This window comes from Proteus mirabilis ATCC 29906 (assembly GCF_000160755.1).
GTDB classification, from domain to species: Bacteria; Pseudomonadota; Gammaproteobacteria; order Enterobacterales; family Enterobacteriaceae; genus Proteus; species Proteus mirabilis.
This window is the reverse complement of record NZ_GG668578.1, coordinates 353,453-378,077: the sequence shown is the minus strand read 5'-3', so window position 1 is coordinate 378,077 and position 24,625 is coordinate 353,453. Positions and strand designations below refer to the sequence as shown.

Sequence of the window (24,625 nt, the reverse complement as noted above, 5' to 3'; positions counted from 1 at the left end):
TTATTAGTGTCTATGGTAGCCGTCAACCATACTGCGAAAGGTTTGGAATGGCGTTCTTCCGGTGGTACACAGGTAAAGGTGACCAAAGATAAAAAAGACACTACACACGGCTAGTATTTGGTGAATTATTAATAACCAAGCTTTAAATAGCACAGCATCAGCAGGGATAAACATGGGATTTTGCAGTAAGATCCCCGTGATTAAAAGTAATGGTACTAATGCATACATCACACCTAAATAAGCCATTTGTTGCAGTGGATTAAATTTAACCTTGGGAGTGGCTGGAAAAGGATGATCTTCCCCCTTAATAATGCCGTAAAGATAAAAACGTGTTTGCATTAATACTCGTTGCAACCAGTTTTTACTGTCAATACGGTAAAATTTACCATTGCCACCAACAAGATTAATTAATACAAAGGACAACCAGCATACTAAGAGTAGATAACCACAAATTTCATGCACATTGACGAGTAACGCCGTGTCATGTGCCGAGAGTAGGGCGAAATGGTTAATCCCGCCACTGAGAAGGAGTAAGATAAATAAAGTTGCATTACTCCAATGCCATAAACGTACCGCTTTTGAGTAAAGATAGAGTTTCTCTTCTTGATGATGCTCTCCATGGGGTGTGGCAAAGCGGTAACGTAAAAAACCATGAAGTGCGAGTACAAGTAGCATGCCGACAAATAATACGCCGGCAACAATTAACCAAAGTGGTAAATAGTCCGGTGTATAGATTAAGACATACTGTTTGAGTGAGGCTTGAAATTGTGCTGCATTTGGCATGATATTTATTGCACTCATACGTTATCTCCCCCTTGTACATGAGGTCCAACACGTCGATAAAGATGCGGTTTTCCTACTCCATCAAGTTGATAGAGATAGTAGTCATGTGTTTTTAGCCATTGCTGAATTTGTGGGCTATCTTCTCTACCAAAGAGTAGGGCGTTTTGTGGGCAAGCGCTGACACAAATCGGTGGGAACCCTTTTTGTAATCGAGACTCAAGACAAAAGTCACATTTATCAGCAACATGTGTTACGGGATTAAGATAACGAACTTGGTAAGGACAGGCTGATATGCAATAACTACAGCCAATACATTTCTCTTTATTAACGCGAACAATACCATTGCTTTCATCGCGCCAAGATGCGCCCGTAGGACAAACCGAGATACAAGGAGCATCTTCACACTGCTGACATGAGTGTCTAAAAAAATGGTACTTATCGTTATCTTCTTTTAAGCTTAATGGAATGTGTGCAATATCCATTCGCGCCATTCCGGTTGGTACTTTATTTAATCGACGGCACGCTGTGGCACAAATATTACAGCCATTACAGCGTGTTTCGTCATGGATCATGGCATAGCGTATCGGTTTTTTATCTGTGGCTGCCGCTAAGGCACTACCCAGTGGCGCACTGAAAAAGATCACAGTACCTATACCTGCTACAAATTTACGGCGAGAAACATGCATTATTTTTGCTCCTCAATCTGATGCTGTTGTAATACCCACAGAACATTTCGTCGACAGGGTGGAGCATTAAGGATTTTCATATTGTTCTACCTCCAGCCATTCTGTTAACCCTCTCGCCTTGCCATAACTCATTAGGGTGCTACTAAATAGGTAAGGGGCATTGTTAGAGGCGAATATTTGCTGAATATCTTGAAAATCAGGGTGAGTTTTCATCAGCGTCAATGCATCGTCTATTTCTGCAGCGGTGTAATAAAAAGGCTCCGACATCAACATGCTTTGCTTCAATGGACGAGGGTAGGTTTCGCATTCAAAGCGAACTAAACCTGCAATGGCAGTACAAATATCGGTATATCTATTGAGAAGCTGTAATTGTGCATAGTTATCTGACATAACAGTGTCAGAATAGAAATAATCCTCACCATTATGTGTTAAATAAGTAATATCAACGAAAGCGTCCTCGTTCAACGCGACTCTTAATTGCATTACCTCTTCTTCAGAGAGTGAATAAGGCGCATCATACAGCGTGGAAATAGCTAATAGTTCACCTTCTTTTGAACATTGACGGATTGCATTGGCTAGGTGTTGTTCAGCCGATAATTGCGCGATATCTTCAATTTGCTCTTCTGTGGTATCCGTTAAGGTGTGAGTACCATGCCCAATACCTCTCTCTGATAACGGCAATAGCCAACGACGAAGAGAAATATCCGGTTGTTCTAAAGTAATATCAGCATCATGAGCAATATCAGGTGGTATAGAGGCTGATGCATTCTGTTTATTCATCATGATCTCCTTTACCTATTAATTGGGTAATAAGCCACGTGATGCTAAATCGTCAGCAACATCTTGTAATCCAAGGCGTACTAAAGTTGCTTTTGTTGGACAGCCTAATTGTGGATCCCAGCCCATTTCTTCATAAAATAGGGTGAGAGAGAGTTGCATATCTTCTCTATCCATTTTGTCTGTCCCTTCCGTAAAGACAGGAATATCAGGATCTTTATCAAATACCCATGAACAGATTTGGTCATGCTCATTACGCATATCCATTGTGTTCATTAACTTAACCGTGTAAGCACGATGTAAAGTGAAGATGCGTTCTGAGGCTAAATCAAGATCTTGAGAAGTGGTTGGTTCACCGGTAATGGCAGTGAAAAATTTTGCTTCCATATCTAAATCGCCACGATAGTTGCGGCTTTTATGAGGTGATACGGTCATTGGCCATACCCAGTTACATAATGTCACGGCATCATGTAGGCAACTACGCAAAATGGTCCATTTGGTATAGGCGATTTTTGCTTTATTAATCGGCGTGTAGTTTTTGGTTTCATCAAAAGCATCACCAGAACCAAATAGTTCACCTGCAATCTCTTTTTGTAATTTTAGCGGTAAACCACTACCGATATAGTTGATATGAGTATGTGTCATCGCATCGCGGTTAAACATACAGTTGACGATGGAGCCTACTTGAGCAGAAGCCTCATTTGCATGGTGAATAGGGAAACCCATCGGTGACCAAAGTTTATTTTTCTTATTACCCCAATATTCCTCACCTAAATTCCAGCGTTGTGCAATTAAATAAGAGCCATCAGCAAGGTGACTAAATTCACCTTTACGATGGGCTAAGCGGTAATAGAAATCTTTGATAAATGCGGGATCACCTTCTTCAAGTTTATCCCAAGGAATATCGTTATACTCTTCTTCAGAAAGAACGCGTTTAAAAACTCCGTGGGTATAGCAATAAGTAAAGTCACGATGAAGCTGACCGTAGTTGCACCATAAGCCCATATCATCAAAAATATTGAGGCCGACAAGATTACCAACAACATTGGCATCGCCTTTTTTCTCAATATCTTTCGGGCCATTAGGGAAAATGGTGGTATGAACAAAGTTGGCGACACAAGTGTTTCCGCCTGTTTGAGGTACGCCAAATTTTTTCGCTTGCGGGACATTAAGTTGTGACATACAGCGAATAGGACATGAGTGGCATCCCCCCATTTTTACCGTGTATTGTTCTGCTTCAGGGCCAAGATCGAAGGTTGATTTCATGGTTCTAAAGCCGACAGTATTGGCATTGCCCGGTGGGATCTCCCCTGTTTCAATGGGGCCACCTTCAGCTGCTCCCCAATAAAGCCCTTTACGTGCAGTCCAACGTGAACCCGGATGTGAATACTCTGCCCAAGATTGTGGGGTACTTGGTACGACGTGATTATTATTTGCGCCAATAAGTTGTGTCATCATATAGTCGTTAAGCTCTTTTAACGCTTTACGATCGGCAACATTAACGCCACGGCTTCCTTCAACCACAATCGCTTTTAATTTTTTAGCACCAAGTACGGCACCAATTCCAGCACCACCACTGTGGTTACGACTATTGATAAGTCCTGAAAGAGGGACAAGGTTTTCACCCGCAGGGCCAATAGCAGCAACACACGCTTCTGGGCTTGTTTGAGCACAAAGTTCTTCTGTTGTTTGACGAGTTCCTTTTCCCCATAAAAAAGAGGCATCTTCAATGGAAACTTGGTCATCATCAATATGGATCCACACGGGGTTATCTGCCTGACCTTCAATGATCAACGCATCATAGCCGGCAAATTTCATCCATGCGGCAAAAAAGCCTCCCATATGGGCATCAACCACTAAATTACCGCGAGTAAAGGTTGAAAGAGAGGTGATATTGACGCGAGAGCTACAGGGTGCGCCTGATCCTGTTAGCGGGCCTACCGCAAATACCACTTTGTTTTCTTCATCAAAAGGTTTTACACCGGGTGCAACTTCTTCATACATAATTTTGTAGCCAAAGCCCATACCACCAATTAAGGATTTGTATTGGCTTGAGCTTTCGCGAGAGATGGCACCGGTAGTTAAATTAATTCTTAGTATATTGCCAGTCCAGCCGTTAATCATAATATTGCTTCCTAATCTAAAGAGGGGTCAATGAGGTGATTGCTAAGAAAAATCAAACGGTAATTTCTTTCCATTCAATAATGTGCAATGCCCCTGTTGGGCATGCTGAAGCGCATTCACCACATAAATTACATTTACCGGATTTTTTCGTTTGTGGATTGACGGTTGCCATCATCCACGGGCAAGCTGTTGTACAAGCGGCACAGCCGATACAACGACGAGTATCAACGACAATACAGCCAAACTCTTCTTGATAACGGATAGCTTTTACTGGGCAGACGTTCATACACTCGGGTGTTTTGCATTGGCGACAAGTATCAGTGGTAAAGTTTAAGTCGCCATATAAGCCCCCTCCAGAGCCAATGCCTTTATCACCAAAATAGAAATGACGATGGATTTTAGTACGGGAGAAGAAAGAGCCAACGCTACCATCATTCCATGTTGTACATGCTGTTTCACAACGATGACAGCCAGTGCAACGGGCACGATTAGTCACTAATACACCTTTAGGTGTGGTTGTCAGTTGAATAACGCCACTGTCTATTTCTTCTTGCTTACAACCTAAAAGAGAAAGTAGTGCGGGTGCTATGGTGATCCCTGCCAGCCCTTTACCGGATATTCGCAGAAACTCTAGTCTTGATAGTCCAATATCTAATATAGGACGATGATGTGTATCAGACATTAATATTTATCTCCGCTTAACTAATTTAAATAAGAAATAAGTTGTGATGATAAATGTGTTCTTTTCTCTACTTGTTTTTCGTTGTATATAAAATATAATAACGATTGGTTTAGAATAGATATAATAGTTATCAACACTTTTTATTACTGAAAATAGCTTGTGGTGAATTGTTAAATATTTGTATTTACAATATGTTACATTCGGTTTTTACGTATTTTTCATTAACCATTATGATATTGTGGTTATTAAAAAATTTATTCTGTGACTGCAATCATAGAAATAAAATTAATTATCGTTAGTTAAAAAATTAAATTAAGTGATTATTGTTCTTATCTGTAATTACGAAGGATAATTAATATTGTTTATATATATTCTATTATTTAAATAGAATATAAAGATATTTGTTCTTATATTACGTTTGAAATTATTGTTTTAATGATGAATTGATATTTAATATTAATTATTTATTTAATGAAAAATGAATCTTGATTATTATTAATAAAAAAAGATATTAATAAATTGTAAAACAGTGACGAGATCATTTTCATAAAAAAAGAAACCTTGTCTAATAAAGAGAAGGTTTCTTTTGCCAATGGTATTATATAATTTTATGGTTAGTAGCCCACGGCTTTACCTGCTGGACGTCGAACATCATTTGAACCATAAAGATAACCTTCGCGTATCGCCCCTGAAACAGCAGAATCATTACCTGACGAAGCAGGGATCACTCCTTGTTCTCCTGGAAGGCCGACCATAATCAATTCAGCCGCGCCCCATGGCGTTTGTTCGACCATTTTATATCCCATGGCAGAAAGTTTTTCTAAGGTATCTTTTGATAATCCTCGTTGTTCATAATAAACCTCATCAGGTAGCCATTGATGATGAATTCGAGGGCTATTGACGGCTTCTTGGGGGGACATACCAAACTCAATAATATTAAGTGCCGTTTGTAAGGTGATTGAGATAATACGAGAGCCTCCCGGTGAGCCTAATACAAGAAAGGGTTTGCCATCTTTAGTCACAATGGTTGGACTCATTGAGGACAGTGGACGTTTTAATGGGGCAATACTATTTCGTTCACCTTGTACTAAGCCATAAAGATTTTTCTCGCCAACTTTAGTTGTAAAATCATCCATCTCATTATTGAGGAAAAAGCCAGTCCCCGGTGCGATAACGACAGCACCAAAACGACCATTGATGGTGTAAGTGGTTGAAACGGCATTACCATCTTTATCAATCACCGAATAATGTGTGGTTTCAGGGCTTTCATGAGGTGCAATACCGGGTTGTACCTTTTCTGATGGGGTGGCTTTATTCGGTGTAATTTGTTGGCGAAGCTCTGCGGCGTAGGCTTTACTTAATAACTTTTCTGTTGGATTGTTTATAAATTGCGGATCGCCAAGAAAGGTGTTTCTATCCATATAAGCATGACGCATAGCTTCTGTGAGCGTGTGAACATATTCGGCAGAGTTAAAACCCATCGATTTCAGATCGTAGCCTTCTAAAATATTCAGTGTTTGGCAAATAGTGACGCCCCCTGAACTGGGAGGAGGAGCAGAGATAAATTCATAACCTCGATAAGTACAGGTAATGGGAGGTGTTTCGGTAATAGTGAAGTTCGCAAAATCTTCTTTGGTTAATAACCCATTATGCTGTTTTGAAGCTTGTTCTACTTTTTTAGGGATTTCCCCTTGATAGAAAGCATCAGCACCTTGGTTGGCGATAAGTTCAAGTGTATTGGCTAAGTCTGTTTGAATGAGGCGATCGCCAGGCTGCCATGGTGTTCCATCAGGCTTTAAGAAAATTTTTGCTGATTCAGGATCTTGTTTAAATCGCTCTGTGGTGGTGTCTAATACGTCAGTATCAGCACGGGTTAAAATATAGCCTTCTCTGGCTAGTTTAATAGCGGGAGCCATCACTTCTTGGCGTGAAAGAGTGCCATATTTTTCTAATGCTGCATCAAGTCCTTTCACTGTACCCGGCACCCCTGAGGCAAGATAGCCGTATAGGCTTGCCTCTTTAATCAAGTTACCGTCTTTATCTAAATACATATTTTTAGATGCTGCCGTAGGCGCCGTTTCTCGAAAATTAATAAAGGTATTGGTGCCATCAGCAAGGTGTATAGTCATAAAACCACCACCGCCAATATTTCCACAACAAGCATTTACCACAGCTTGTGCATAGCCAACAGCAACAGCTGCATCAATGGCATTCCCTCCTTTTTGCAAAATATCTTTTCCTACTTGTGAGGCTAAATGTTGTGAAGAGACCACCATACCTTGTTGTGCTTCAACCGCTGGCTCATAGGCGGCATAGAGTGCAGGTGAAAAAAGTGTGGTAAGTAACAGCAGGTGCGTTTTTTTTATAGTAATCATGATTATATCCATTAATAACAGTGGGTTAGTTTCAATAGAGATAAGTGAAAGTAGGTGTGTATACGCTAGTATTAATGTGGTTAACAATTACGTAACAATAAGTATAGAGAGAAGTTATTAATGACGAGAATTTTTTTTGAAGAGATGATCACAAAATCATCTTTAAGCGAATAAATAATAATGTTATGTACAAATAGTAATCTTAATAAATTGAGTTGAAAGGCAAAAGAATAGATGGAGTATTAATAAAAAAGCCTGTTTTCACAGGCTTTTAGCAAATATTTGTTTAGCTTACTGGAATATTACAGTTTGCCTGAGTTCGCTTTCAGATATTTAGCAACACCGTCTGGAGATGCGCCCATACCTTCTTGGCCTTTTTCCCATTGTGCAGGGCAAACATCACCGTGCTCTTCGTGGAATTGTAGTGCATCAACCATACGGATCATTTCGTCAATATTACGGCCTAATGGCAGGTCGTTTACCACTTGGTGACGAACGACACCTTCTTTGTCGATTAGGAATGAACCACGTAGTGCAACACCCGCTTCTGGATGTTCGATACCGTATGCTTTAATGATATCGTGTTTGATATCAGCAACCATTGGGTATCTTACTTCACCAATACCGCCATCATCGATAGCTGTTTTACGCCATGCGTTATGTACGAATTCTGAGTCCATAGAAACGCCGATGATTTCAACACCACGTTTTTGGAACTCTTCAAAACGGTGATCAAATGCAATCAGTTCTGAAGGGCAAACAAAAGTGAAGTCCATTGGCCAGAAGAAAATAACCGCAGGTTTGCCTTTGATAAATGAATGCAGGTTAAAATCATTAACAATTTCACCGTTACCTAAAACAGCAGCTGCTGTGAAATCTGGGGCTTTGCGAGTAACCAGAACCATAATGTACTCCTGTAAATTGAAAGAGTTTATACTCGTCATATTTCAAGTTGTCGCGTTGTTGACTGCGTTCACTCGAACTATTTAGAGTAAATTTAGGGGATACCCTGTTTTTAAATTTAGGGTGATGCCCTGTTTTTAAATGATGTATACAGCATAAATAATCAATCGTTATTGATAAAATCATACAGAACAATCTATTTGATAGGTTATAACGATGAACTTTATACAACAAAAATGACTTATTTATGACTCCTTGTATAACTATCTATTCTAATCAACTTTATAAATGAATACTACGCTTGTTAACGGATCGTTACCAATAAAAAGATAAATTGACGTAGTCTCTGTTTGCTCGATTCAATGTAATGCTTAACCATGACAAACAGATGAATAAAAAGAGCCTTAATGTATCAGTCATCCAGCTGATGATGTTGTGCTCTTTCTAACAATTGTGGATAAAATTGCCAAAAAATCTCACTTAACTCTTTATAATGCGTTTCTAGTGCAATATAAGAGCCTGCAAGCGCACTTAAACGCGGTCTTCTTTTTGCCATGCCTTTTAACGTCTGTGCTATATAAGTTTTATCAGCATAACGAGTCAACCACGCTTGGGGCCATAAATATTCATTGAGCTCTTGAAATTTTTCCGGAGTTCGCCATAAATCCGGTTCAATGGTATTGCGCACATAAGTAACAAATTCCAAGAGCGGTATGTCAGGTTCAAATTTATCCCAATGTAGTGAGAGAAAATGATCCCAAAATATATCCAAAGTAATGGGTGCAACGCGGCGGTATTCATTCGGAAAAAGTTGTCGAGCTTGTTTAACTAATGGATGAGTATCAGTCAGCACATCAATACGCCTATGCATGCGAATGCCGTCAATTACCGCTTGGCTGTAATCGTTACTCGGCGTACCTTTTACATAGTCCGCCATCATATTGCCTAATAAGGAGCTTTTCGCTCTAAAGGCGAGGTGTAAGTGAGCAAGATAGTTCATTGTACTATCATAGCGCTTTTTAAATAAAAAAGTGCTTCTTTGTTGCACTGATTAACATGCAGCACTAGACTAGTGCGCCTGTTTTTTATGAAAGTAGTCGTTTAATTATGCGTGTATCCGATTTTAGATTTGACCTGCCTGAGTCCTTAATTGCTCACTATCCTCACCCCCAACGTAGTGGGTGCCGATTATTATCCCTAGAGGGGAAAACGGGCAATTTATCTCACGGTGTCTTTACGGATGTATTAGATAAACTCAATGCCGGTGATTTACTTGTATTTAATAATACTAGAGTGATCCCCGCGCGTATTTATGGTCGTAAAGCCTCCGGTGGCAAGATAGAAGTATTAGTGGAGCGTATGCTAGATGAACATCGTGTGTTAGCCCATGTTCGTGCATCAAAATCACCCAAAGAGGGCGCATCACTGATTTTAGGGGAAGACGAAAGTGTACAAGCAACCATGATTGCACGCCATGATACACTATTTGAAATCCGTTTTGATGATGAAAGAGATGTGCTGACTATTTTAAATAGTATCGGTCATATGCCTCTTCCTCCTTATATTGATCGTCCAGATGAAAGATCCGATAAAGAGCTTTATCAAACGGTCTATAATGAGCGTCCCGGTGCAGTAGCTGCACCCACAGCCGGATTGCATTTTGATGAGCCGTTATTAGAAGCGTTACGTAACAAAGGCGTTGAGATGGCCTTTGTCACTTTGCATGTTGGTGCTGGCACTTTCCAGCCTGTTCGTGTGGATAATATCGAAGAACACACTATGCATTCCGAGTATGCAGAAGTCCCTCAAGAGGTGGTAGATGCCGTGCTTGCTTGTAAGGCACGAGGTAATCGAGTGATTGCCGTGGGTACAACGTCTGTTCGCTCTTTAGAGAGTGCGGCTAAAGCAGCCAAAGATGCATTAATTGCTCCTTTTTTTGATGATACGCAAATTTTTATTTATCCAGGTTACCAATATCAAGTTATTGATGCTTTGATAACTAACTTCCATTTGCCAGAATCAACCTTAATTATGCTGGTTTCTGCATTTGCTGGTTATAAAAATACCATGAATGCTTATAACGTAGCGGTTGAACAGAAGTATCGTTTTTTCAGTTATGGTGATGCGATGTTTATTACGCGTAATCCTTTAGCTATCAATGAAAAAGTGGGTGAAGAGTAGGGCTTTATTCTATTTTTTAACGTTTTTTTTCATTTTATGACCGGTTATGTCAACTTTGCTGCTTGATCTCTTTGACTAAGCACAGCTTTTGTTGATGTAACATATACAGCCGTCTAACAAATGATTAGAATGTGCTGTTTTTATTATGCATTGGACTGTTTTTCTGATGCTTGGAGGATGAGTGAAATACGAATTAGATAAAACAGATGGTCATGCCCGTCGTGGTCGTCTTAAGTTTGAACGCGGTGTCGTTGAAACACCTGCATTTATGCCTGTAGGGACATACGGTACAGTTAAAGGGATGACACCTGAAGAAGTTGAAGCCACAGGTGCACAAATCCTTTTAGGCAATACTTTCCATTTATGGTTACGTCCTGGTCAAGAGATCATGAAATTACACGGTGATTTGCATGACTTTATGCAGTGGAAAGGGCCAATTCTAACCGATTCAGGTGGTTTCCAAGTCTTTAGTTTAGGCGCAATGCGTAAAATTAAAGAAGAAGGTGTGCATTTCCGTAACCCAATTAATGGTGAAAAGATTTTCTTAAGCCCAGAAAAATCAATGGAAATTCAGTACGATCTTGGATCAGATATTGTGATGATCTTCGATGAGTGTACGCCATATCCATCAGATTGGGATTATGCTAAAAATTCCATGGAGATGTCATTACGCTGGGCTAAACGTAGTCGTCAACGCTTTGATGAATTAAACAACAAAAATGCATTATTCGGTATTATTCAAGGCGGCGTTTACGAAGATTTACGTGATATCTCAGTGAAAGGGCTAGTGGAAATCGGCTTTGACGGTTACGCTGTTGGGGGCCTAGCTGTTGGTGAACCTAAAGAAGATATGCACCGTATTTTAGAACATGTTTGTCCACAAATCCCTGCGGATAAACCTCGTTATTTAATGGGTGTAGGTAAACCTGAAGATTTAGTTGAAGGTGTTCGTCGTGGTATCGATATGTTTGACTGTGTGATGCCAACACGAAATGCACGTAATGGACATCTGTTTGTAACAAATGGTGTCATTAAAATTCGTAATGCTAAACATCGTTCAGATACATCAACTCTGGATGAACATTGTGATTGCTACACCTGTAAAAATTATAGTCGCGCTTACCTACATCATCTTGATCGCTGTAACGAAATTTTAGGTGCAAGGCTGAATACCATCCATAATTTACGCTATTATCAGCGTCTAATGGCTGAAATTCGTCAAGCAATTGATGAGTCACGTTTCGAAGATTTCGTGCATGAGTTCTACGAACGTATTGGTAAACCAGTTCCACCGCTAAATAGCAGTGCGAGTAAGTGCGATTAATGTATACGAGAAAGCCCAATTCTGTGTATGATATTGGGCTTATAACTTGAGTATCGTCGATATCGACAACAATGAGGAAAAAGTGAATGAGTTTTTTCATTTCTGATGCTGTTGCTTCTGCTGGACAAGCAGCACCTGAAGCAAGCTTTATGTCTATTTTACCGATGTTAGTGATCTTTATTTTAATTTTCTATTTTATGATCCTACGTCCTCAGCAAAAACGTACTAAAGAACACCGTAAACTGATGGAATCTATCGGTAAAGGTGATGAAGTGTTAACTACTGGTGGTTTAATCGGCCGCGTTGTTAAAGTTTCAGATAACGGCTATATCGTTGTTGCTCTGAATGAAACAACTGAAGTAACTATCAAACGTGACTTTGTTGCCGCTGTATTACCAAAAGGCACAATGAAAGCTATTTAATTTGATTTCCCCAAAGGGAAAAGGGAACTGCCGTGCTAAACCGTTATCCTTTGTGGAAGTATCTGATGTTGATATTCGCTATCCTCATCGGTCTGCTTTACGCACTTCCTAACCTATATGGTGAGGATCCGGCTGTTCAAATCACTGGCGCGCGGGGAACCGCCGCCAATGAGCAAACACTGGATCAAGTTCGATCTTTATTAGATAAAGAAAAAATTGAAGCGAAATCAATCGCCCTTGAAAATGGTGCGATTTTGGCTCGTTTCAGTAACCCTGACATTCAGTTACGTGCCCGTGAAGCGTTGTTACCTGCGTTAGGTGACAAGTTCGTTGTTGCACTTAACCTTGCACCAGCTACGCCAAAATGGTTAGAAGCCATTGGCGGTGAGCCGATGAAATTAGGGTTAGACTTACGTGGTGGTGTTCACTTCTTAATGGAAGTTGATATGGAAACCGCGTTAGGTAAACTTCAAGAACAAAATGTTGATAGTTTACGTACTTTATTACGTGACGAAGGCATTCCATATTCTTCTATCCGCAAAACGGATAATTATGGTGTTGAAATCCGTTTCCGCAACGCTGATGACCGTTCTAAAGCATCAGATTATCTTGCGCGTCGTAACCAAGATCTCATTTTTAGAAATGGGGATAATAACTCGTTAAAAGCTATTTTTACCGACGAGCGTTTACGTGATGCGCGTACTTATGCGGTACAACAAAATATCACCATCCTACGTAACCGTGTCAACCAATTAGGGGTTGCTGAGCCATTAGTTCAACGCCAAGGTGCTGACCGCATTGTTGTTGAATTACCGGGTATTCAAGATACGGCTCGTGCGAAAGAAATCCTAGGTGCAACAGCAACATTAGAATTCCGTTTAGTGAATACTAATGTTGATCCTTCCGCCTTAGAAACAGGACGCATCCCGGGTGACTCAGAAGTGAAATACACTCGAGATGGTAGACCAACCATTCTTTATAAACGTGTTGTATTGACGGGTGACCATATTACCGATTCAACGTCACAAGCCGATGAGTACGGCCAGCCTCAAGTAAGTATTTCACTTGATAGTGCTGGTGGCTCTATTATGTCTAACTTTACCAAAGATAACGTCGGTAAACCGATGGCTACTCTTTTTGTAGAGTATAAAGACAGCGGTAAACGTGATGAAAACGATCGCGCAATTTTGGTAAAAAATGAAGAAGTTATTAATGTGGCTAATATTCAAACCCGTTTAGGTAATAACTTCCGCATTACTGGTATCTCTAATGCGAATGAAGCACGTCAATTATCTCTGTTATTACGTGCTGGGGCATTGATTGCACCTATTCAAATCGTTGAAGAGAGAACCATTGGGCCAACATTAGGTCTTCAGAACATAACTCAAGGTTTAGAAGCTTGTTTATGGGGTCTGATAGCCTCTGTTGCCTTTATGATTATTTATTATCGTAAATTTGGTGTGATCGCGAGTACGGCGCTATTAGCAAACTTGGTGTTAATTGTGGGGGTCATGTCATTATTACCCGGTGCAACGTTAACCATGCCTGGTATTGCGGGTATTGTCTTAACCCTTGCGGTTGCGGTCGATGCTAACGTACTGATCAACGAGCGTATTAAAGAAGAGTTACGTAATGGTCGCTCAGTACAACAAGCTATCCATGAAGGTTATAAAGGTGCCTTCTCCAGTATTATTGATGCGAACTTAACCACGTTAATTACTGCCGTGATCCTTTATGCAGTCGGTACTGGCTCCATTAAAGGGTTTGCTATCACAACTGCTATCGGGGTTGCGACATCCATGTTTACCGCTATTGTGGGTACACGTGCGATTGTAAACCTGCTGTATGGCGGTAAACGCATCAAGAAACTGTCTATTTAAGGAGCACGTTGTGGCACAGGATTATACTGTTGAACAATTAAACCATGGTCGTAAAGTCATTGACTTTATGCGTTGGGACAACGTCGCCTTTACTATTTCGTTTCTGCTTTTGGTAGCATCTATTGCTATCATTTCCGTGAAAGGATTTAACTGGGGATTAGATTTTACTGGAGGAACGGTTATTGAGATCAATCTCAGTCAACCGGCCGATCTAGATAAAATGCGTGATAGCTTGGCAGCCGCCGGCTATAAAGATCCTCTGTTACAAAACTTTGGTAGCAGCCGCGATATTATGGTGCGTATGCCTCCTGTTGAAGGACAGGCTGGTCAAGAATTAGGTAAGAAAGTCATCGATATTATCAATGTTGAAATTGATAATGATGCAACAGTCAAACGTATTGAATTTGTTGGGCCAAGTGTCGGGAGTGAATTGGCTCAAACAGGGGCAATGGCGTTACTTTCTGCACTTATCTGTATTCTGATCTATGTTGGATTCCGTTTTGAGTGGCGTCTAGCATTAGGGGCTGTTATTTCACTTGCCCATGACGTGGTGATCACTTTGGGTATTTTATCACTCTTCCAAATTGAGGTTGATTTAACCATTGTCGCGTCATTGATGTCTGTTATCGGTTATTCCTTGAATGATAGTATCGTGGTATCAGATCGTATTCGTGAGAATTTCCGTAAAATTCGTCGTGGTACCTCTTATGAGATCATGAACGTTTCACTAACACAGACATTAAGCCGTACCATCATGACATCAGCAACAACATTATTAGTTGTGTTGATGCTCTATATCTTTGGTGGTTCAATGCTTAAAGGCTTCTCTTTAGTGATGTTAATCGGTGTTTCATTCGGTACTGTTTCATCTATTTATGTGGCTTCTGCATTAGCACTGAAAATGGGCATGAAACGCGAACACCTGATTGTTCAAAAAGTGGAAAAAGAGGGTGCAGATCAGACAACACTCTTACCTTAATAGAGCGTTTTTCTGACATAAACATCGCAAACACCCTGCCAGTTAATGACTGACAGGGTGTTTTTTGTTCACTGAACAGGTACACTGTTTAGGAGTTTTGTCAACAGTAGGAATAACTATGCATTGTCCATTTTGCACAGCCGTAGATACCAAAGTAATTGATTCGAGACTTGTTGGTGATGGCTCACAAGTGCGCCGTCGTCGTCAATGCCTTGTTTGCCATGAGCGCTTTACTACCTTTGAAGTCGCAGAGCTTGTGATGCCTCGTGTTGTGAAAAGTGATGAAATCCGTGAGCCTTTTGATGAAGAAAAGCTACGTAGAGGAATGCTCAAAGCATTAGAAAAACGCCCTGTGAGTTCTGATGATGTTGAAGCTGCTATTAATCATATCAAATCACAATTAAGGGCTACGGGCGAAAGAGAGATACCTTCCAAACAGATCGGTAATTTTGTTATGGAACAACTAAAGAAACTGGATAAAGTTGCTTATATCCGTTTTGCTTCGGTTTATCGCAGTTTTGAAGATGTGCGCGATTTTGGCGAAGAAATTGCAAAATTACAAGATTAATCATTCGCTTCACACGACTATTTGAAAATAACGATAAATAATAAATCTATGATGACAATTAACAACAGCAACAATCCTACGAGCAATGAGCCGGCTAATGATGAAACCTATATGCGTCGAGCGATAGAGTTAGCTGCATTAGGACGTTTTACAACATCACCTAACCCAAATGTGGGATGCGTGATTGTGAAAGAAGGGAAGATTATAGGTGAAGGTTATCACCATCATGCAGGTGGTCCACATGCCGAAGTGAATGCATTAAATATGGCGGGTGAAAATGCCAAAGGTGCTACCGTCTATGTTACGCTTGAGCCATGTAGCCACTTTGGTAAAACGCCTCCTTGTGCTGATGCTTTAATCAACGCCGGGGTAAAACGTGTTGTTGCTGCAATGCAAGATCCCAATCCTCAAGTGGCAGGACGTGGTTTACATAAATTAGTCGCTGCAGGTATTGATGTTTCTCATGGCGTATTAATGCAAGAAGCTGAAAAATTGAATATCGGCTTTTTTAAACGTATGAGAACAGGGTTTCCTTATATCCAATTAAAACTGGCCGCCTCTTTAGACGGTAAAACGGCATTAGCATCAGGGGAAAGTCAATGGATAACCTCTAACGCTTCGCGACAAGATGTGCAAAACTTTCGCGCGCAAGCTAGTGCTATTTTAACAACGAGTGCCACTGTTTTAGCCGATGATCCTGCAATGAATGTGCGTTGGGAAGTATTATCCGATGAGATAAAAGCGATTTATCCACTAGAGTCATTACGCCAGCCTATTCGCATTATTACCGATAGCCAAAATAGGGTAACTCCCGACTATAAAATTACACAACTTGCAGGTGAGTGCTTGCTTGCTCGGACTCACTCTCAGCAAGAAGATTGGCAAGGTGATGTCTCAGAAATTTTGCTTCCTACTAATGGCAAAAATAGTAGTGTCGATTTAGTGTTATTAATGATGCAGTTAGGTAAACGCAATATTAATAGTATATGGGTTGAGAGTGGCGCACATTTTGCTGGCGCACTATTAGAGCTTGGTCTTGTTGATGAGCTTATCATTTATATTGCTCCGAAAATTTTAGGCGATGATGCTCGAGGTTTATTATCCATTTCACCACTGTCGTCATTATCTGAATCCCCTGAATTTACAATAGATTCTCTTCAACAAATCGGCCCTGATATCCGCGTTTGTTTAAAACCTCGTTATTAATAGATGCAAATATGTGTGTCTATGGCGCTATTTGTAGTAAAATAGCGCCGTGTGTGTTATTCCCTGTCGTTACGACATTGTTATCAGCCAACTAACTACCTTGATTTATCAAGGATTTTTGGCTCCTTTGCTGTGTTATCATAAAACTGAGCGCAGTAAAGGAAAGAATGTGATAAAATCCGCGCCCCGCGGATAGGAGAAAAAGGTAACCTATGAACGTAATCAAAGGTGTTGTCGCGGCGCCAAACGCACGTGTGGCGATTGCAATTGCCCGTTTTAATAATTTTATTAATGATAGCTTGTTAGAAGGTGCCGTTGATGCACTTGAGCGTATCGGACAAGTTTCCTCAGAAAATATTACCGTCGTTTGGGTTCCTGGCGCTTATGAGTTGCCATTAACTGTAAAAGCATTAGCAGAAAGCGACAAATATGATGCAGTTATCGCGTTAGGCACTGTTATCCGTGGTGGAACCGCACATTTTGAATACGTTGCTGGCGAATGCAGCTCTGGCCTTTCTCATGTTGCAATGCAAAGTGAGATCCCTGTGACTTTTGGTGTATTAACCACTGAAAGCATTGAGCAGGCAATTGAACGAGCTGGTACTAAAGCGGGCAATAAAGGTGCTGAAGCTGCAATGACAGCACTTGAAATGATCAATGTACTTAAAGCCATTAAAGGCTAATCATCTGTTTTAACTAAAGGGGAATTTTGTGAAACCTGCTGCTCGTCGTCGTGCTCGTGAGTGTGCTGTACAAGCTATCTACTCATGGCAATTATCCGGAAATGACATCGCGGATGTGGAATTGGAGTTTTTATCCGAGCAGGATACCCAAGGTGTAGATATTGCTTATTTCCGTGAGCTTTTAGTGGGTGTTGCAATCAATGCAGCACGTTTAGATAAGGCGATGGAGCCTTATTTATCACGTCAACTGGAAGAGCTAGGCCAAGTTGAAAAAGCGATTTTACGTTTAGCTATGTTTGAACTCAGCTTCCGTGAAGATGTTCCTTATAAAGTAGCCATTAACGAAGCGATTGAATTGGCTAAGGTGTTTGGTGCTGATGACAGCCATAAATTTGTCAATGGCGTGTTGGATAAAGCTGCACCAACTGTACGTAAAAAATAACGTTCTTCACGTTTCCTCTATGGTAAATTAATAATCCAAGGCCGGTTACTCCGGCCTTTTATTTAATAAGCATTGCTTCATAGGAAATTGATAATGCCTTGTGGTGAATTCTCCCTCATTAAACAATATTTCACTTCTCAGCCAGTTAAACGCAAAGATGTGAGTACGGGAATTGGGGATGACTGTGCAATATTGACTGTACCTGAAAAGCAACAAGTGGCAATTAGTACTGATACCTTAGTCAGTGGAATACACTTCCTACCAACCATTTCCCCTGAAGATTTAGCGTATAAAGCATTAGCGGTTAATATTAGTGATTTAGCCGCGGTGGGGGCAGATCCTGCTTGGGCCTCATTAGCTTTAACATTGCCAAAAGTCGATAATGATTGGCTTGAGGCCTTTAGTCGCTCTCTATTTGCATTAGCAGAGTATTATTCTATTCAATTGATTGGTGGGGATACAACCAAAGGGCCATTGAGCTTAACCATCACAATACAAGGTTTAGTTCCTCAAGGTATGGCACTATTACGCTCAGGGGCAAAAATTGGTGACTGGATTTATGTTACAGGCTTTTTAGGTGATAGCGCGGCAGGACTCGCGGTTTTACAAAATAGATTACAACCTAGTCAACCAGAAAGCCGAGACTATTTTATTACTAGGCATTTGCGTCCGCAGCCTCGTCTTTTACAGGGGCAAGCATTAAGATCTTTAGCAAGTGCTGCTATTGATATTTCTGATGGTCTTATTTCAGATCTAAACCATATTTTAACGGCAAGTGGTTGTGGTGCTCGTATTAACTTAGATGCGTTGCCTTATTCTGCGGCAATGAAATCACAGGTGAGTAAAGAGCAAGCTGAAGTTTGGGCATTAAGTGGTGGCGAAGACTATGAACTATGCTTTACCGTGCCTGAAATAAATCGTGGGGCTTTAGATATTGCTTTAGCCCATACGGGCGCTGACTTTCATTGCATAGGGCAAATTATGCCAATTGCAGAAGGTATACGTTATTTACGTGAAGGTAAAGAAGTGCACCCTAATCTGAAAGGGTTTGATCACTTTGGTGATAATAAATAAATCATATCGCTATAAACAAAAGGCGCTTAATGAGCGCCTCTGAAATCAAAATAATGTTATTAATCATTTTAATGATAATTCAAGATTAGCTTTTCTTCACAAATTCAGATTTTAATTTCATTTGTCCAAAGCCATCAATTTTACAATCAATATTATGATCGCCTTCCACTAAACGTATCCCTTTAACTTTTGTACCAATTTTGAGTGGCGTTGAGCTACCTTTTACTTTTAGATCTTTAATGACTGTCACTGAATCCCCATCGGCTAATAAATTACCATGGGCATCTTTAACAATCAGCTCATCGCTATCAGTTGTTGGCTCAGCATCGTTCCATTCGTGGGCACATTCAGGGCAGACATACATTGCCCCATCTTCATAGGTATACTCTGAGTTGCATTTAGGACAAGAAGGTAATGACATAATAATACTCTCAAATTTTTTCAAAATGGGAAGTGATTAATCGTCACAAAGAGGATAACACTTGCCCGATAAACAAAAGGACACATTATCGTTTCAGCGTAAAAAGTCTAATATGATGACCCAAATGACCAAAAATAGTATTGCCACAGATAATGCGAAAGAATAAGAGTATAATAGATCTGATAGAGTTTTGCATCTTTCATGGATTATTGGATAAAAGATGAGAAAAAGTAGATTAAATATAGAAGGTAATACACAAAATAATAAGAAATAATATCATTTAAAAATATAAATTAACTTATTGATTTTATAATGCTTTATTTTGTTAACTTAGATAAAATAACTACTCTCTCTTTAAAAGAGAGTATCAGTAATAATAGTGTTAATCTTCTTGTTGTTATTTTATAAAATTTATCACCGGCCTCGTTCAATCAGTTTGGGGGTCTGAGTTAATAACGGTCCAATCCTCAATTCTTAAACCATCAACTCTTTCAAATTCTCGAGTATTATTGGTAACGACTATTAGCCCCTTACTTCTAGCATGTGCTGCTATATGTAAGTCGTTATCACCAATGCGTTTTCCCTGTTTTTCTAGTGTTGCTCTAATGTCTCCATAATGAAAAGCTGCTAAGTCATCGTAAGATAAAACAGTCAGTCGAGAAACAAAGTCGTTAACCGTAGCTAAGTTTTTGGCTGGATTTACACTTTTTTCAGCACCAAAAATGAGCTCAGCGAGTGTAATTGTAGAAATAGCTAATTGTTCAGCATGTTGGTTGAATTTTGGTAATAAAAACTCAGGCTTGCGTTTAATAGTGAATATAACAATATTTGTATCTAATAGGTATTTAATCATCAAAGGATTCTCTTTCACTTGTGGCTTGATCAGGCCTTTCAGATAAGAAATCATCTGTTACAGACTTTTCTGATAAGAAAAAGCTATCCCATGCATTTTGTATAGGTGTGATTATTCTCTCTTTGCCTTTGACGCGAACAAAAACTTCTTTTACATCATCCGGAAATCGAGTCTCAGCGGGTAATCGAACATTTTGTGTTCTATTGCTCATAAATACTTTGCCATACTGGATCATAGTAATAGCTCCTATAAAAACTGCTATATAGCATAAGTATATAGCAGTTTTTATAGGATACCAAATAGGTTGTGTGAAATATATACACAACCTATTAACCTATTAATGTAAAAGATTATTTCCTATGAGCTATCACCGAGCCTCGTTCAATCAGTTTGGGTGTTAACACTAATAGATTGGCTTGTGCTTCAATATCTTCCATACGACGTAATAATTGGCTTACAGCAAGTTTGCCCAATTCATCTTTGGGTTGATGAATAGTCGTTAAAGGGGGGATCATATAAGAGGCTAAATCGATGTCATCATAACCGACGATAGAAATATCATCAGGTACACGTAGTCCTTTTTGATAAATCGCTTGGTAAGCACCGACCGCCATTGCATCATTACAGGTAAATACGGCCTGTGGTTGTATAGGGAGTGAGAGCAGTGTTTGCATTGCACTAAAGCCACCTGCAAACTCAAAATCACTGGTTAAAACTAGCTCTTTACGAATGGGTAACCCAGCTTGTTGCATCGCATTATAGTAGCCTTGTAGGCGATGTTTAGCGGGAAGTTTATCTTGGGGACCCGCAATACAGGCGATGTCAGTAAAACCTTTTTCAATTAAATAATTCGTGGCTAATTCTCCCCCTAATAGGGAGTTATCTTGAATAATATCGCTACTGTATTCAAATGGAGACCAATCCATCATCACCATGGGTAACCGTGGATAACGATTTAATACTTCACTTGATGGTGCGCGGGCTTCAGTACACATTAATAACAGCCCATCGACACGCTTTTGTAGCAAGGTTTCAAGGCTAGTATCCATGCGCTCATAGTCGCCTTCGGTGTTGCATAAAATGAGGCTATAGCCTTGTTCATAGCAACTTCGTTCAACACCTCGAACGACTTCAGCATAAAAGGGGTTATTACTGGCGGTAACTAACATCCCTATGGTACGTGTGCAGTTCATTTTTAAACTACGAGCTAATGCTGAAGGGGCGTAATTTAAGGTTGCTATTGCATGATTAACCTTTGCGCGGATACCTTCACTCACATAACGATTGTTATTGATAACATGGGAAACGGTGGATGTTGAAACACCCGCTAAACGGGCGACATCTTTCATTGTTGCCAAAATATTATGCTCGCTCTGCTAAAAATGACTTAATTTCATCACGCCAAGGGACGGAGGATTGCGCGCCATGACGTGTCACTGCAATTGCCGCGGCTGCATGGGCGAAACGGATCGCATCATGAGCTGATTTACCTTCTAATATCGCTGTAACAAATGCACCGTTAAAGGTATCACCTGCGGCAATAGTATCAACTGCTTCAACACGAAAACCGGGAATGATCATACCGGTGCCTTGTTCACTAAACCATACGCCACGACTGCCTAAAGTGATTAAAACGTGTTTTATGCCTTTACTGTGCAAAATATTAGCCGCTTTAGCTGCACCCACTTCATCATGCACAGAAATACCGGTTAATATTTCGGCTTCTGTCTCATTTGGCGTAATAATATCAATAAAACTCAGAAATTCATCAGATAACGGCTGTGCAGGAGCGGGATTTAAAATCACTTTTGTTTGATGTGCTTTGGCTTGTTTTGCTGCCTCAAAGACAGTGTCTAGAGGGGATTCTAATTGCATTAATAAAGCATCTGCTTGTTCAATAATATGACGATACTGATGCAAATGGCTTGGAGTGAGAGCACTATTTGCTCCGGCAACAATGCTAATGACATTTTCGCCTTGTTCATTAACTAGGATCATTGCTACACCTGTAGGTGTCTTGGGAATAATACGAATTGCATCAGTATCAATATTATCTGTTTTTAATTGAGCGATGATTTCGCGACCAATAGCATCATCTCCCACACAGGCTATAAACGTGATATCGGCACCACTACGTCCACAAGCGACGGCTTGATTTGCCCCTTTACCACCAAATGCTATTTTATAGTCATGACCAATCACGGTTTCTCCGGGCTTGGGAAATTGTGCAATATTCATAATATGGTCAACATTGATGCTACCTAAAACAGCAAGGCGGGGAGTTGTCATAGCCTTTTATCCTTTGAAAACCTAGTTTATAACGAAACTAACCACGCAGCGAAAGTACTACGTGGTTAGATGGGTGATTATTTTTGAGTGACTAATTCAAGCTCAACAGGAATAGTGGGAGCCACTTTTTCCCCTTTCAGAATTTTATCAGCGGTTTGAATACCAATAATACCAATTTGATCGGGGCGTTGTGCAATAGTCGCACCTAAAACACCTCGGTTAACCGCTTTAATGCCATCATTTGTGCCATCAAAGCCAACGACTAAGACATCGGTACGACCTGCTGTTTGTAATGCACGCAATGCCCCTAATGCCATTTCATCGTTTTGAGCAAATACCGCTTGCACTGAAGGATTAGCGGTTAATAGATTTTGCATAACATTAAGGCCTTTAGTACGGTCAAAGTCAGCAGGTTGGCTTGCTAATATATTAAGTTTGTGAGCATCAACAGCTTGTTTAAAGCCTTCTCCACGCTCACGAGAAGCGGAGGTTCCGGCGATCCCTTCTAGTTGGATCACTTTGGCATCATTACCCACTTTTTCCGCAATATAATCTCCCGCCATTTTTCCTCCTAGGCGGTTATCAGAAGCAACATGGCTAACAACCTCACCTTTATTGGCTACTCTATCTAGGGTTACTACAGGAATTTTAGCTTTATTTGCCATTAACACGGCATTACCTACAGCATCAGAATCCGTTGGATTAATGAGCATTAAACGGGTGCCTTTTACGGTTAAGTCCTGCACATTTGCCAATTCTTTGGCTGGATTATCCATTGAATCAAGTACGACTAAGTCATAACCTAATTTATCCGCCTCTTTTTGTGCACTGTCTTTCATGGTGACAAAGAAAGGATTATTGAGCGTTGAAATAACGAGGGCGATAGACTCTTTTGCTAATGCATTGGCACTTATGGTAGCGCTTAGAGCAACCACTGAGAGAAGCGTTGCTATTTTTTTTAGTTTCATAATATATTCCTGTCGGGGTTCGGATTAAGAGAAAGCGTATTATTTTTTGTTATCAACCAGCACGGCAAGTAAGATGACAACAGCTTTGACTATCATTTGATAATTGGATGATATGCCTAATAAATTGAGTGCATTATTGAGAAAGCCTAAAATTAACGCACCAATAAGTGTGCCCATTATGCGTCCTTTACCGCCAGCAAGACTGGTACCACCTAAGACGACAGCGGCGATAGCATCCAGTTCATAACCATTGCCAGCCATTGGTTGGGCGGAAGAAAGACGAGCAACTTCAATGACACTGGCAAGGGCCGCTAATAAACCGCAAAGCGCATAAACAATAATTTTGATTTTATCGACACTAATACCAGATAAACGGGTTGCTGCTTCGTTTCCTCCAAGGGCATAGATATAGCGACCCAAGCGTGTGTGATGCAATACATACCACGCGCTTAAAAAGACAATCATCATCAGCCAAATAGGGGTGGGGATCCCAAAGGGGCGTCCAATACCAAACCAGCTAAACAGGTCGGCATTATCGCTAAATCCTGTATTTATTGGACTGCCATCAGTATAAACACGCGTGACACCACGCAATAACAGCATCATCACTAATGTGGCAATAAATGCCTGCACTTTACCTTTAGCGATAATGACACCTGTAACGCCACCAATAGCGGCTCCTAATGCTAAAGCACCGACAACAGCCACTAACGCATTAACATCAGCCCCTACCATAGAAGCAGCAACAGCACCGGTTAAAGCGAGTAATGAACCTACCGATAAATCGATACCAGAGGTTAAAATGACTAATGTCATACCTACAGCCATAATTGCGTTAACAGAGGTTTGTTGTAGAATGTTAAAAATATTATTTAAGGTAAAAAAATTCGGGCTGAGTGTTGAAACCACGACAATAAGCAACAATAAGGCAATGAGTGATTTTTGTTCTAATAACCAAGCCTTAGAGAACCATCGTTTTGACGCTGGTATTGATTTTGTACTCAT

Annotated in this window: 25 protein-coding genes; 10 read left to right on the top strand and 15 right to left on the bottom strand. The window is 40.3% G+C overall.

All coding sequences use genetic code 11. The features are described 5' to 3' along the window. Positions 1-3: 3 nt before the first annotated feature. The 8 genes from phsC to HMPREF0693_RS09785 form a co-directional block, all read right to left on the bottom strand. Positions 4-801 carry a thiosulfate reductase cytochrome B subunit gene (gene phsC, locus HMPREF0693_RS09820; RefSeq protein ID WP_004245153.1) on the bottom strand — a complete coding sequence of 266 codons (798 nt, stop codon included), beginning with the start codon at positions 799-801 and terminating at the stop codon, positions 4-6. Beyond that, the gene (locus HMPREF0693_RS09815) at positions 798-1,469 is read right to left on the bottom strand and encodes a 4Fe-4S dicluster domain-containing protein (RefSeq protein WP_004245152.1); all 672 of its coding nucleotides are present in this window, start codon (positions 1,467-1,469) and stop codon (positions 798-800) included. Before HMPREF0693_RS09815 ends, phsC begins: the two co-directional genes overlap by 4 nt. A 66-nt stretch (positions 1,470-1,535) precedes the next feature. After that, positions 1,536-2,249, bottom strand: a complete 714-nt coding sequence (locus tag HMPREF0693_RS09810) for a YdhW family putative oxidoreductase system protein (protein ID WP_223293421.1) — start codon at positions 2,247-2,249, stop codon at positions 1,536-1,538. Between the two features lie 18 nt (positions 2,250-2,267). After that, entirely contained in the window at positions 2,268-4,370 is a 2,103-nt protein-coding gene (locus tag HMPREF0693_RS09805) for an aldehyde ferredoxin oxidoreductase (RefSeq protein ID WP_004245150.1), read from the bottom strand. A gap of 52 nt (positions 4,371-4,422) precedes the next feature. Further along, complete coding sequence (locus HMPREF0693_RS09800; RefSeq protein ID WP_004245149.1) at positions 4,423-5,052, bottom strand: ferredoxin-like protein; 630 nt, start codon at positions 5,050-5,052, stop codon at positions 4,423-4,425. A gap of 614 nt (positions 5,053-5,666) precedes the next feature. Beyond that, positions 5,667-7,427 (bottom strand): gamma-glutamyltransferase, encoded by a 1,761-nt coding sequence (ggt, locus tag HMPREF0693_RS09795; RefSeq protein ID WP_036894229.1) that lies wholly within the window; start codon positions 7,425-7,427, stop codon positions 5,667-5,669. Between the two features lie 302 nt (positions 7,428-7,729). Next, positions 7,730-8,332 (bottom strand): peroxiredoxin C, encoded by a 603-nt coding sequence (locus HMPREF0693_RS09790; RefSeq protein ID WP_004247207.1) that lies wholly within the window; start codon positions 8,330-8,332, stop codon positions 7,730-7,732. A gap of 410 nt (positions 8,333-8,742) precedes the next feature. After that, positions 8,743-9,330, bottom strand: a complete 588-nt coding sequence (locus tag HMPREF0693_RS09785; RefSeq protein ID WP_004245145.1) for an acyl carrier protein phosphodiesterase — start codon at positions 9,328-9,330, stop codon at positions 8,743-8,745. 107 nt (positions 9,331-9,437) lie between these two features. Between HMPREF0693_RS09785 and queA the strand changes: the two genes are divergently transcribed. The 10 genes from queA to thiL all read left to right on the top strand — a co-directional run bounded on the left by queA (position 9,438) and on the right by thiL (position 19,089). Next, positions 9,438-10,511: a tRNA preQ1(34) S-adenosylmethionine ribosyltransferase-isomerase QueA gene (gene queA, locus HMPREF0693_RS09780; RefSeq protein WP_004245144.1), complete on the top strand. Its 1,074-nt coding sequence runs from the start codon at positions 9,438-9,440 to the stop codon at positions 10,509-10,511. Positions 10,512-10,692: 181 nt separating this feature from the next. After that, positions 10,693-11,835, top strand: coding sequence for a tRNA guanosine(34) transglycosylase Tgt (tgt, locus tag HMPREF0693_RS09775; protein WP_004245143.1), 1,143 nt, complete (start codon positions 10,693-10,695; stop codon positions 11,833-11,835). 86 nt (positions 11,836-11,921) lie between these two features. Beyond that, positions 11,922-12,257 carry a preprotein translocase subunit YajC gene (gene yajC / locus HMPREF0693_RS09770; RefSeq protein ID WP_004245142.1) on the top strand — a complete coding sequence of 112 codons (336 nt, stop codon included), beginning with the start codon at positions 11,922-11,924 and terminating at the stop codon, positions 12,255-12,257. A gap of 32 nt (positions 12,258-12,289) precedes the next feature. Next, the gene (secD, locus tag HMPREF0693_RS09765) at positions 12,290-14,137 is read left to right on the top strand and encodes a protein translocase subunit SecD (protein ID WP_012367466.1); all 1,848 of its coding nucleotides are present in this window, start codon (positions 12,290-12,292) and stop codon (positions 14,135-14,137) included. Positions 14,138-14,147: 10 nt separating this feature from the next. Beyond that, positions 14,148-15,116 carry a protein translocase subunit SecF gene (gene secF, locus HMPREF0693_RS09760; protein WP_004247209.1) on the top strand — a complete coding sequence of 323 codons (969 nt, stop codon included), beginning with the start codon at positions 14,148-14,150 and terminating at the stop codon, positions 15,114-15,116. Positions 15,117-15,234: 118 nt separating this feature from the next. Further along, positions 15,235-15,684 carry a transcriptional regulator NrdR gene (gene nrdR / locus HMPREF0693_RS09755; protein ID WP_004245139.1) on the top strand — a complete coding sequence of 150 codons (450 nt, stop codon included), beginning with the start codon at positions 15,235-15,237 and terminating at the stop codon, positions 15,682-15,684. A gap of 48 nt (positions 15,685-15,732) precedes the next feature. After that, positions 15,733-16,890 (top strand): bifunctional diaminohydroxyphosphoribosylaminopyrimidine deaminase/5-amino-6-(5-phosphoribosylamino)uracil reductase RibD, encoded by a 1,158-nt coding sequence (gene ribD, locus HMPREF0693_RS09750; protein ID WP_004245138.1) that lies wholly within the window; start codon positions 15,733-15,735, stop codon positions 16,888-16,890. 212 nt (positions 16,891-17,102) lie between these two features. Continuing rightward, on the top strand, positions 17,103-17,573 hold the full coding sequence (gene ribH, locus HMPREF0693_RS09745; protein ID WP_004245137.1) for a 6,7-dimethyl-8-ribityllumazine synthase: 471 nt from the start codon (positions 17,103-17,105) through the stop codon (positions 17,571-17,573). A gap of 28 nt (positions 17,574-17,601) precedes the next feature. Continuing rightward, positions 17,602-18,015 (top strand): transcription antitermination factor NusB, encoded by a 414-nt coding sequence (gene nusB / locus HMPREF0693_RS09740; RefSeq protein WP_004245136.1) that lies wholly within the window; start codon positions 17,602-17,604, stop codon positions 18,013-18,015. A gap of 93 nt (positions 18,016-18,108) precedes the next feature. Further along, positions 18,109-19,089 (top strand): thiamine-phosphate kinase, encoded by a 981-nt coding sequence (gene thiL / locus HMPREF0693_RS09735; protein WP_004245135.1) that lies wholly within the window; start codon positions 18,109-18,111, stop codon positions 19,087-19,089. Positions 19,090-19,174: 85 nt separating this feature from the next. On the opposite strand, the gene HMPREF0693_RS09730 is transcribed toward thiL, so the two are convergent. From HMPREF0693_RS09730 to rbsC, 7 genes are all read right to left on the bottom strand, one after another. Further along, positions 19,175-19,510 (bottom strand): zinc ribbon domain-containing protein YjdM, encoded by a 336-nt coding sequence (locus HMPREF0693_RS09730; protein ID WP_004245134.1) that lies wholly within the window; start codon positions 19,508-19,510, stop codon positions 19,175-19,177. 427 nt (positions 19,511-19,937) lie between these two features. Further along, on the bottom strand, positions 19,938-20,363 hold the full coding sequence (vapC, locus tag HMPREF0693_RS09725) for a type II toxin-antitoxin system tRNA(fMet)-specific endonuclease VapC (RefSeq protein ID WP_004245133.1): 426 nt from the start codon (positions 20,361-20,363) through the stop codon (positions 19,938-19,940). Beyond that, positions 20,356-20,598 (bottom strand): type II toxin-antitoxin system VapB family antitoxin, encoded by a 243-nt coding sequence (gene vapB / locus HMPREF0693_RS09720; RefSeq protein ID WP_004245128.1) that lies wholly within the window; start codon positions 20,596-20,598, stop codon positions 20,356-20,358. Before vapB ends, vapC begins: the two co-directional genes overlap by 8 nt. A 115-nt stretch (positions 20,599-20,713) precedes the next feature. Then, a complete protein-coding gene (gene rbsR / locus HMPREF0693_RS09715) occupies positions 20,714-21,721 on the bottom strand; it encodes a ribose operon transcriptional repressor RbsR (protein ID WP_012367471.1) in 1,008 nt (335 codons plus the stop codon). A 4-nt stretch (positions 21,722-21,725) separates the two neighbouring features. Continuing rightward, positions 21,726-22,652, bottom strand: a complete 927-nt coding sequence (rbsK, locus tag HMPREF0693_RS09710) for a ribokinase (RefSeq protein WP_004245126.1) — start codon at positions 22,650-22,652, stop codon at positions 21,726-21,728. Positions 22,653-22,729: 77 nt separating this feature from the next. After that, a complete protein-coding gene (rbsB, locus tag HMPREF0693_RS09705) occupies positions 22,730-23,620 on the bottom strand; it encodes a ribose ABC transporter substrate-binding protein RbsB (RefSeq protein ID WP_004245125.1) in 891 nt (296 codons plus the stop codon). A 39-nt stretch (positions 23,621-23,659) separates the two neighbouring features. Further along, positions 23,660-24,625, bottom strand: coding sequence for a ribose ABC transporter permease (gene rbsC, locus HMPREF0693_RS09700; protein ID WP_004245124.1), 966 nt, complete (start codon positions 24,623-24,625; stop codon positions 23,660-23,662).

Coding starts and splice junctions, on each gene's coding strand:
- phsC (WP_004245153.1), bottom strand. CDS start 801: ATGAGTGCAATAAATATCATGCCAAATGCAGCACAATTTCAAGCCTCA.
- HMPREF0693_RS09815 (WP_004245152.1), bottom strand. CDS start 1,469: ATGCATGTTTCTCGCCGTAAATTTGTAGCAGGTATAGGTACTGTGATC.
- HMPREF0693_RS09810 (WP_223293421.1), bottom strand. CDS start 2,249: ATGAATAAACAGAATGCATCAGCCTCTATACCACCTGATATTGCTCAT.
- HMPREF0693_RS09805 (WP_004245150.1), bottom strand. CDS start 4,370: ATGATTAACGGCTGGACTGGCAATATACTAAGAATTAATTTAACTACC.
- HMPREF0693_RS09800 (WP_004245149.1), bottom strand. CDS start 5,052: ATGTCTGATACACATCATCGTCCTATATTAGATATTGGACTATCAAGA.
- ggt (WP_036894229.1), bottom strand. CDS start 7,427: ATGATTACTATAAAAAAAACGCACCTGCTGTTACTTACCACACTTTTT.
- HMPREF0693_RS09790 (WP_004247207.1), bottom strand. CDS start 8,332: ATGGTTCTGGTTACTCGCAAAGCCCCAGATTTCACAGCAGCTGCTGTT.
- HMPREF0693_RS09785 (WP_004245145.1), bottom strand. CDS start 9,330: ATGAACTATCTTGCTCACTTACACCTCGCCTTTAGAGCGAAAAGCTCC.
- queA (WP_004245144.1), top strand. CDS start 9,438: ATGCGTGTATCCGATTTTAGATTTGACCTGCCTGAGTCCTTAATTGCT.
- yajC (WP_004245142.1), top strand. CDS start 11,922: ATGAGTTTTTTCATTTCTGATGCTGTTGCTTCTGCTGGACAAGCAGCA.
- nrdR (WP_004245139.1), top strand. CDS start 15,235: ATGCATTGTCCATTTTGCACAGCCGTAGATACCAAAGTAATTGATTCG.
- ribD (WP_004245138.1), top strand. CDS start 15,733: ATGATGACAATTAACAACAGCAACAATCCTACGAGCAATGAGCCGGCT.
- ribH (WP_004245137.1), top strand. CDS start 17,103: ATGAACGTAATCAAAGGTGTTGTCGCGGCGCCAAACGCACGTGTGGCG.
- thiL (WP_004245135.1), top strand. CDS start 18,109: ATGCCTTGTGGTGAATTCTCCCTCATTAAACAATATTTCACTTCTCAG.
- HMPREF0693_RS09730 (WP_004245134.1), bottom strand. CDS start 19,510: ATGTCATTACCTTCTTGTCCTAAATGCAACTCAGAGTATACCTATGAA.
- vapC (WP_004245133.1), bottom strand. CDS start 20,363: ATGATTAAATACCTATTAGATACAAATATTGTTATATTCACTATTAAA.
- vapB (WP_004245128.1), bottom strand. CDS start 20,598: ATGATCCAGTATGGCAAAGTATTTATGAGCAATAGAACACAAAATGTT.
- rbsK (WP_004245126.1), bottom strand. CDS start 22,652: ATGACAACTCCCCGCCTTGCTGTTTTAGGTAGCATCAATGTTGACCAT.
- rbsB (WP_004245125.1), bottom strand. CDS start 23,620: ATGAAACTAAAAAAAATAGCAACGCTTCTCTCAGTGGTTGCTCTAAGC.
- rbsC (WP_004245124.1), bottom strand. CDS start 24,625: ATGAGTACAAAATCAATACCAGCGTCAAAACGATGGTTCTCTAAGGCT.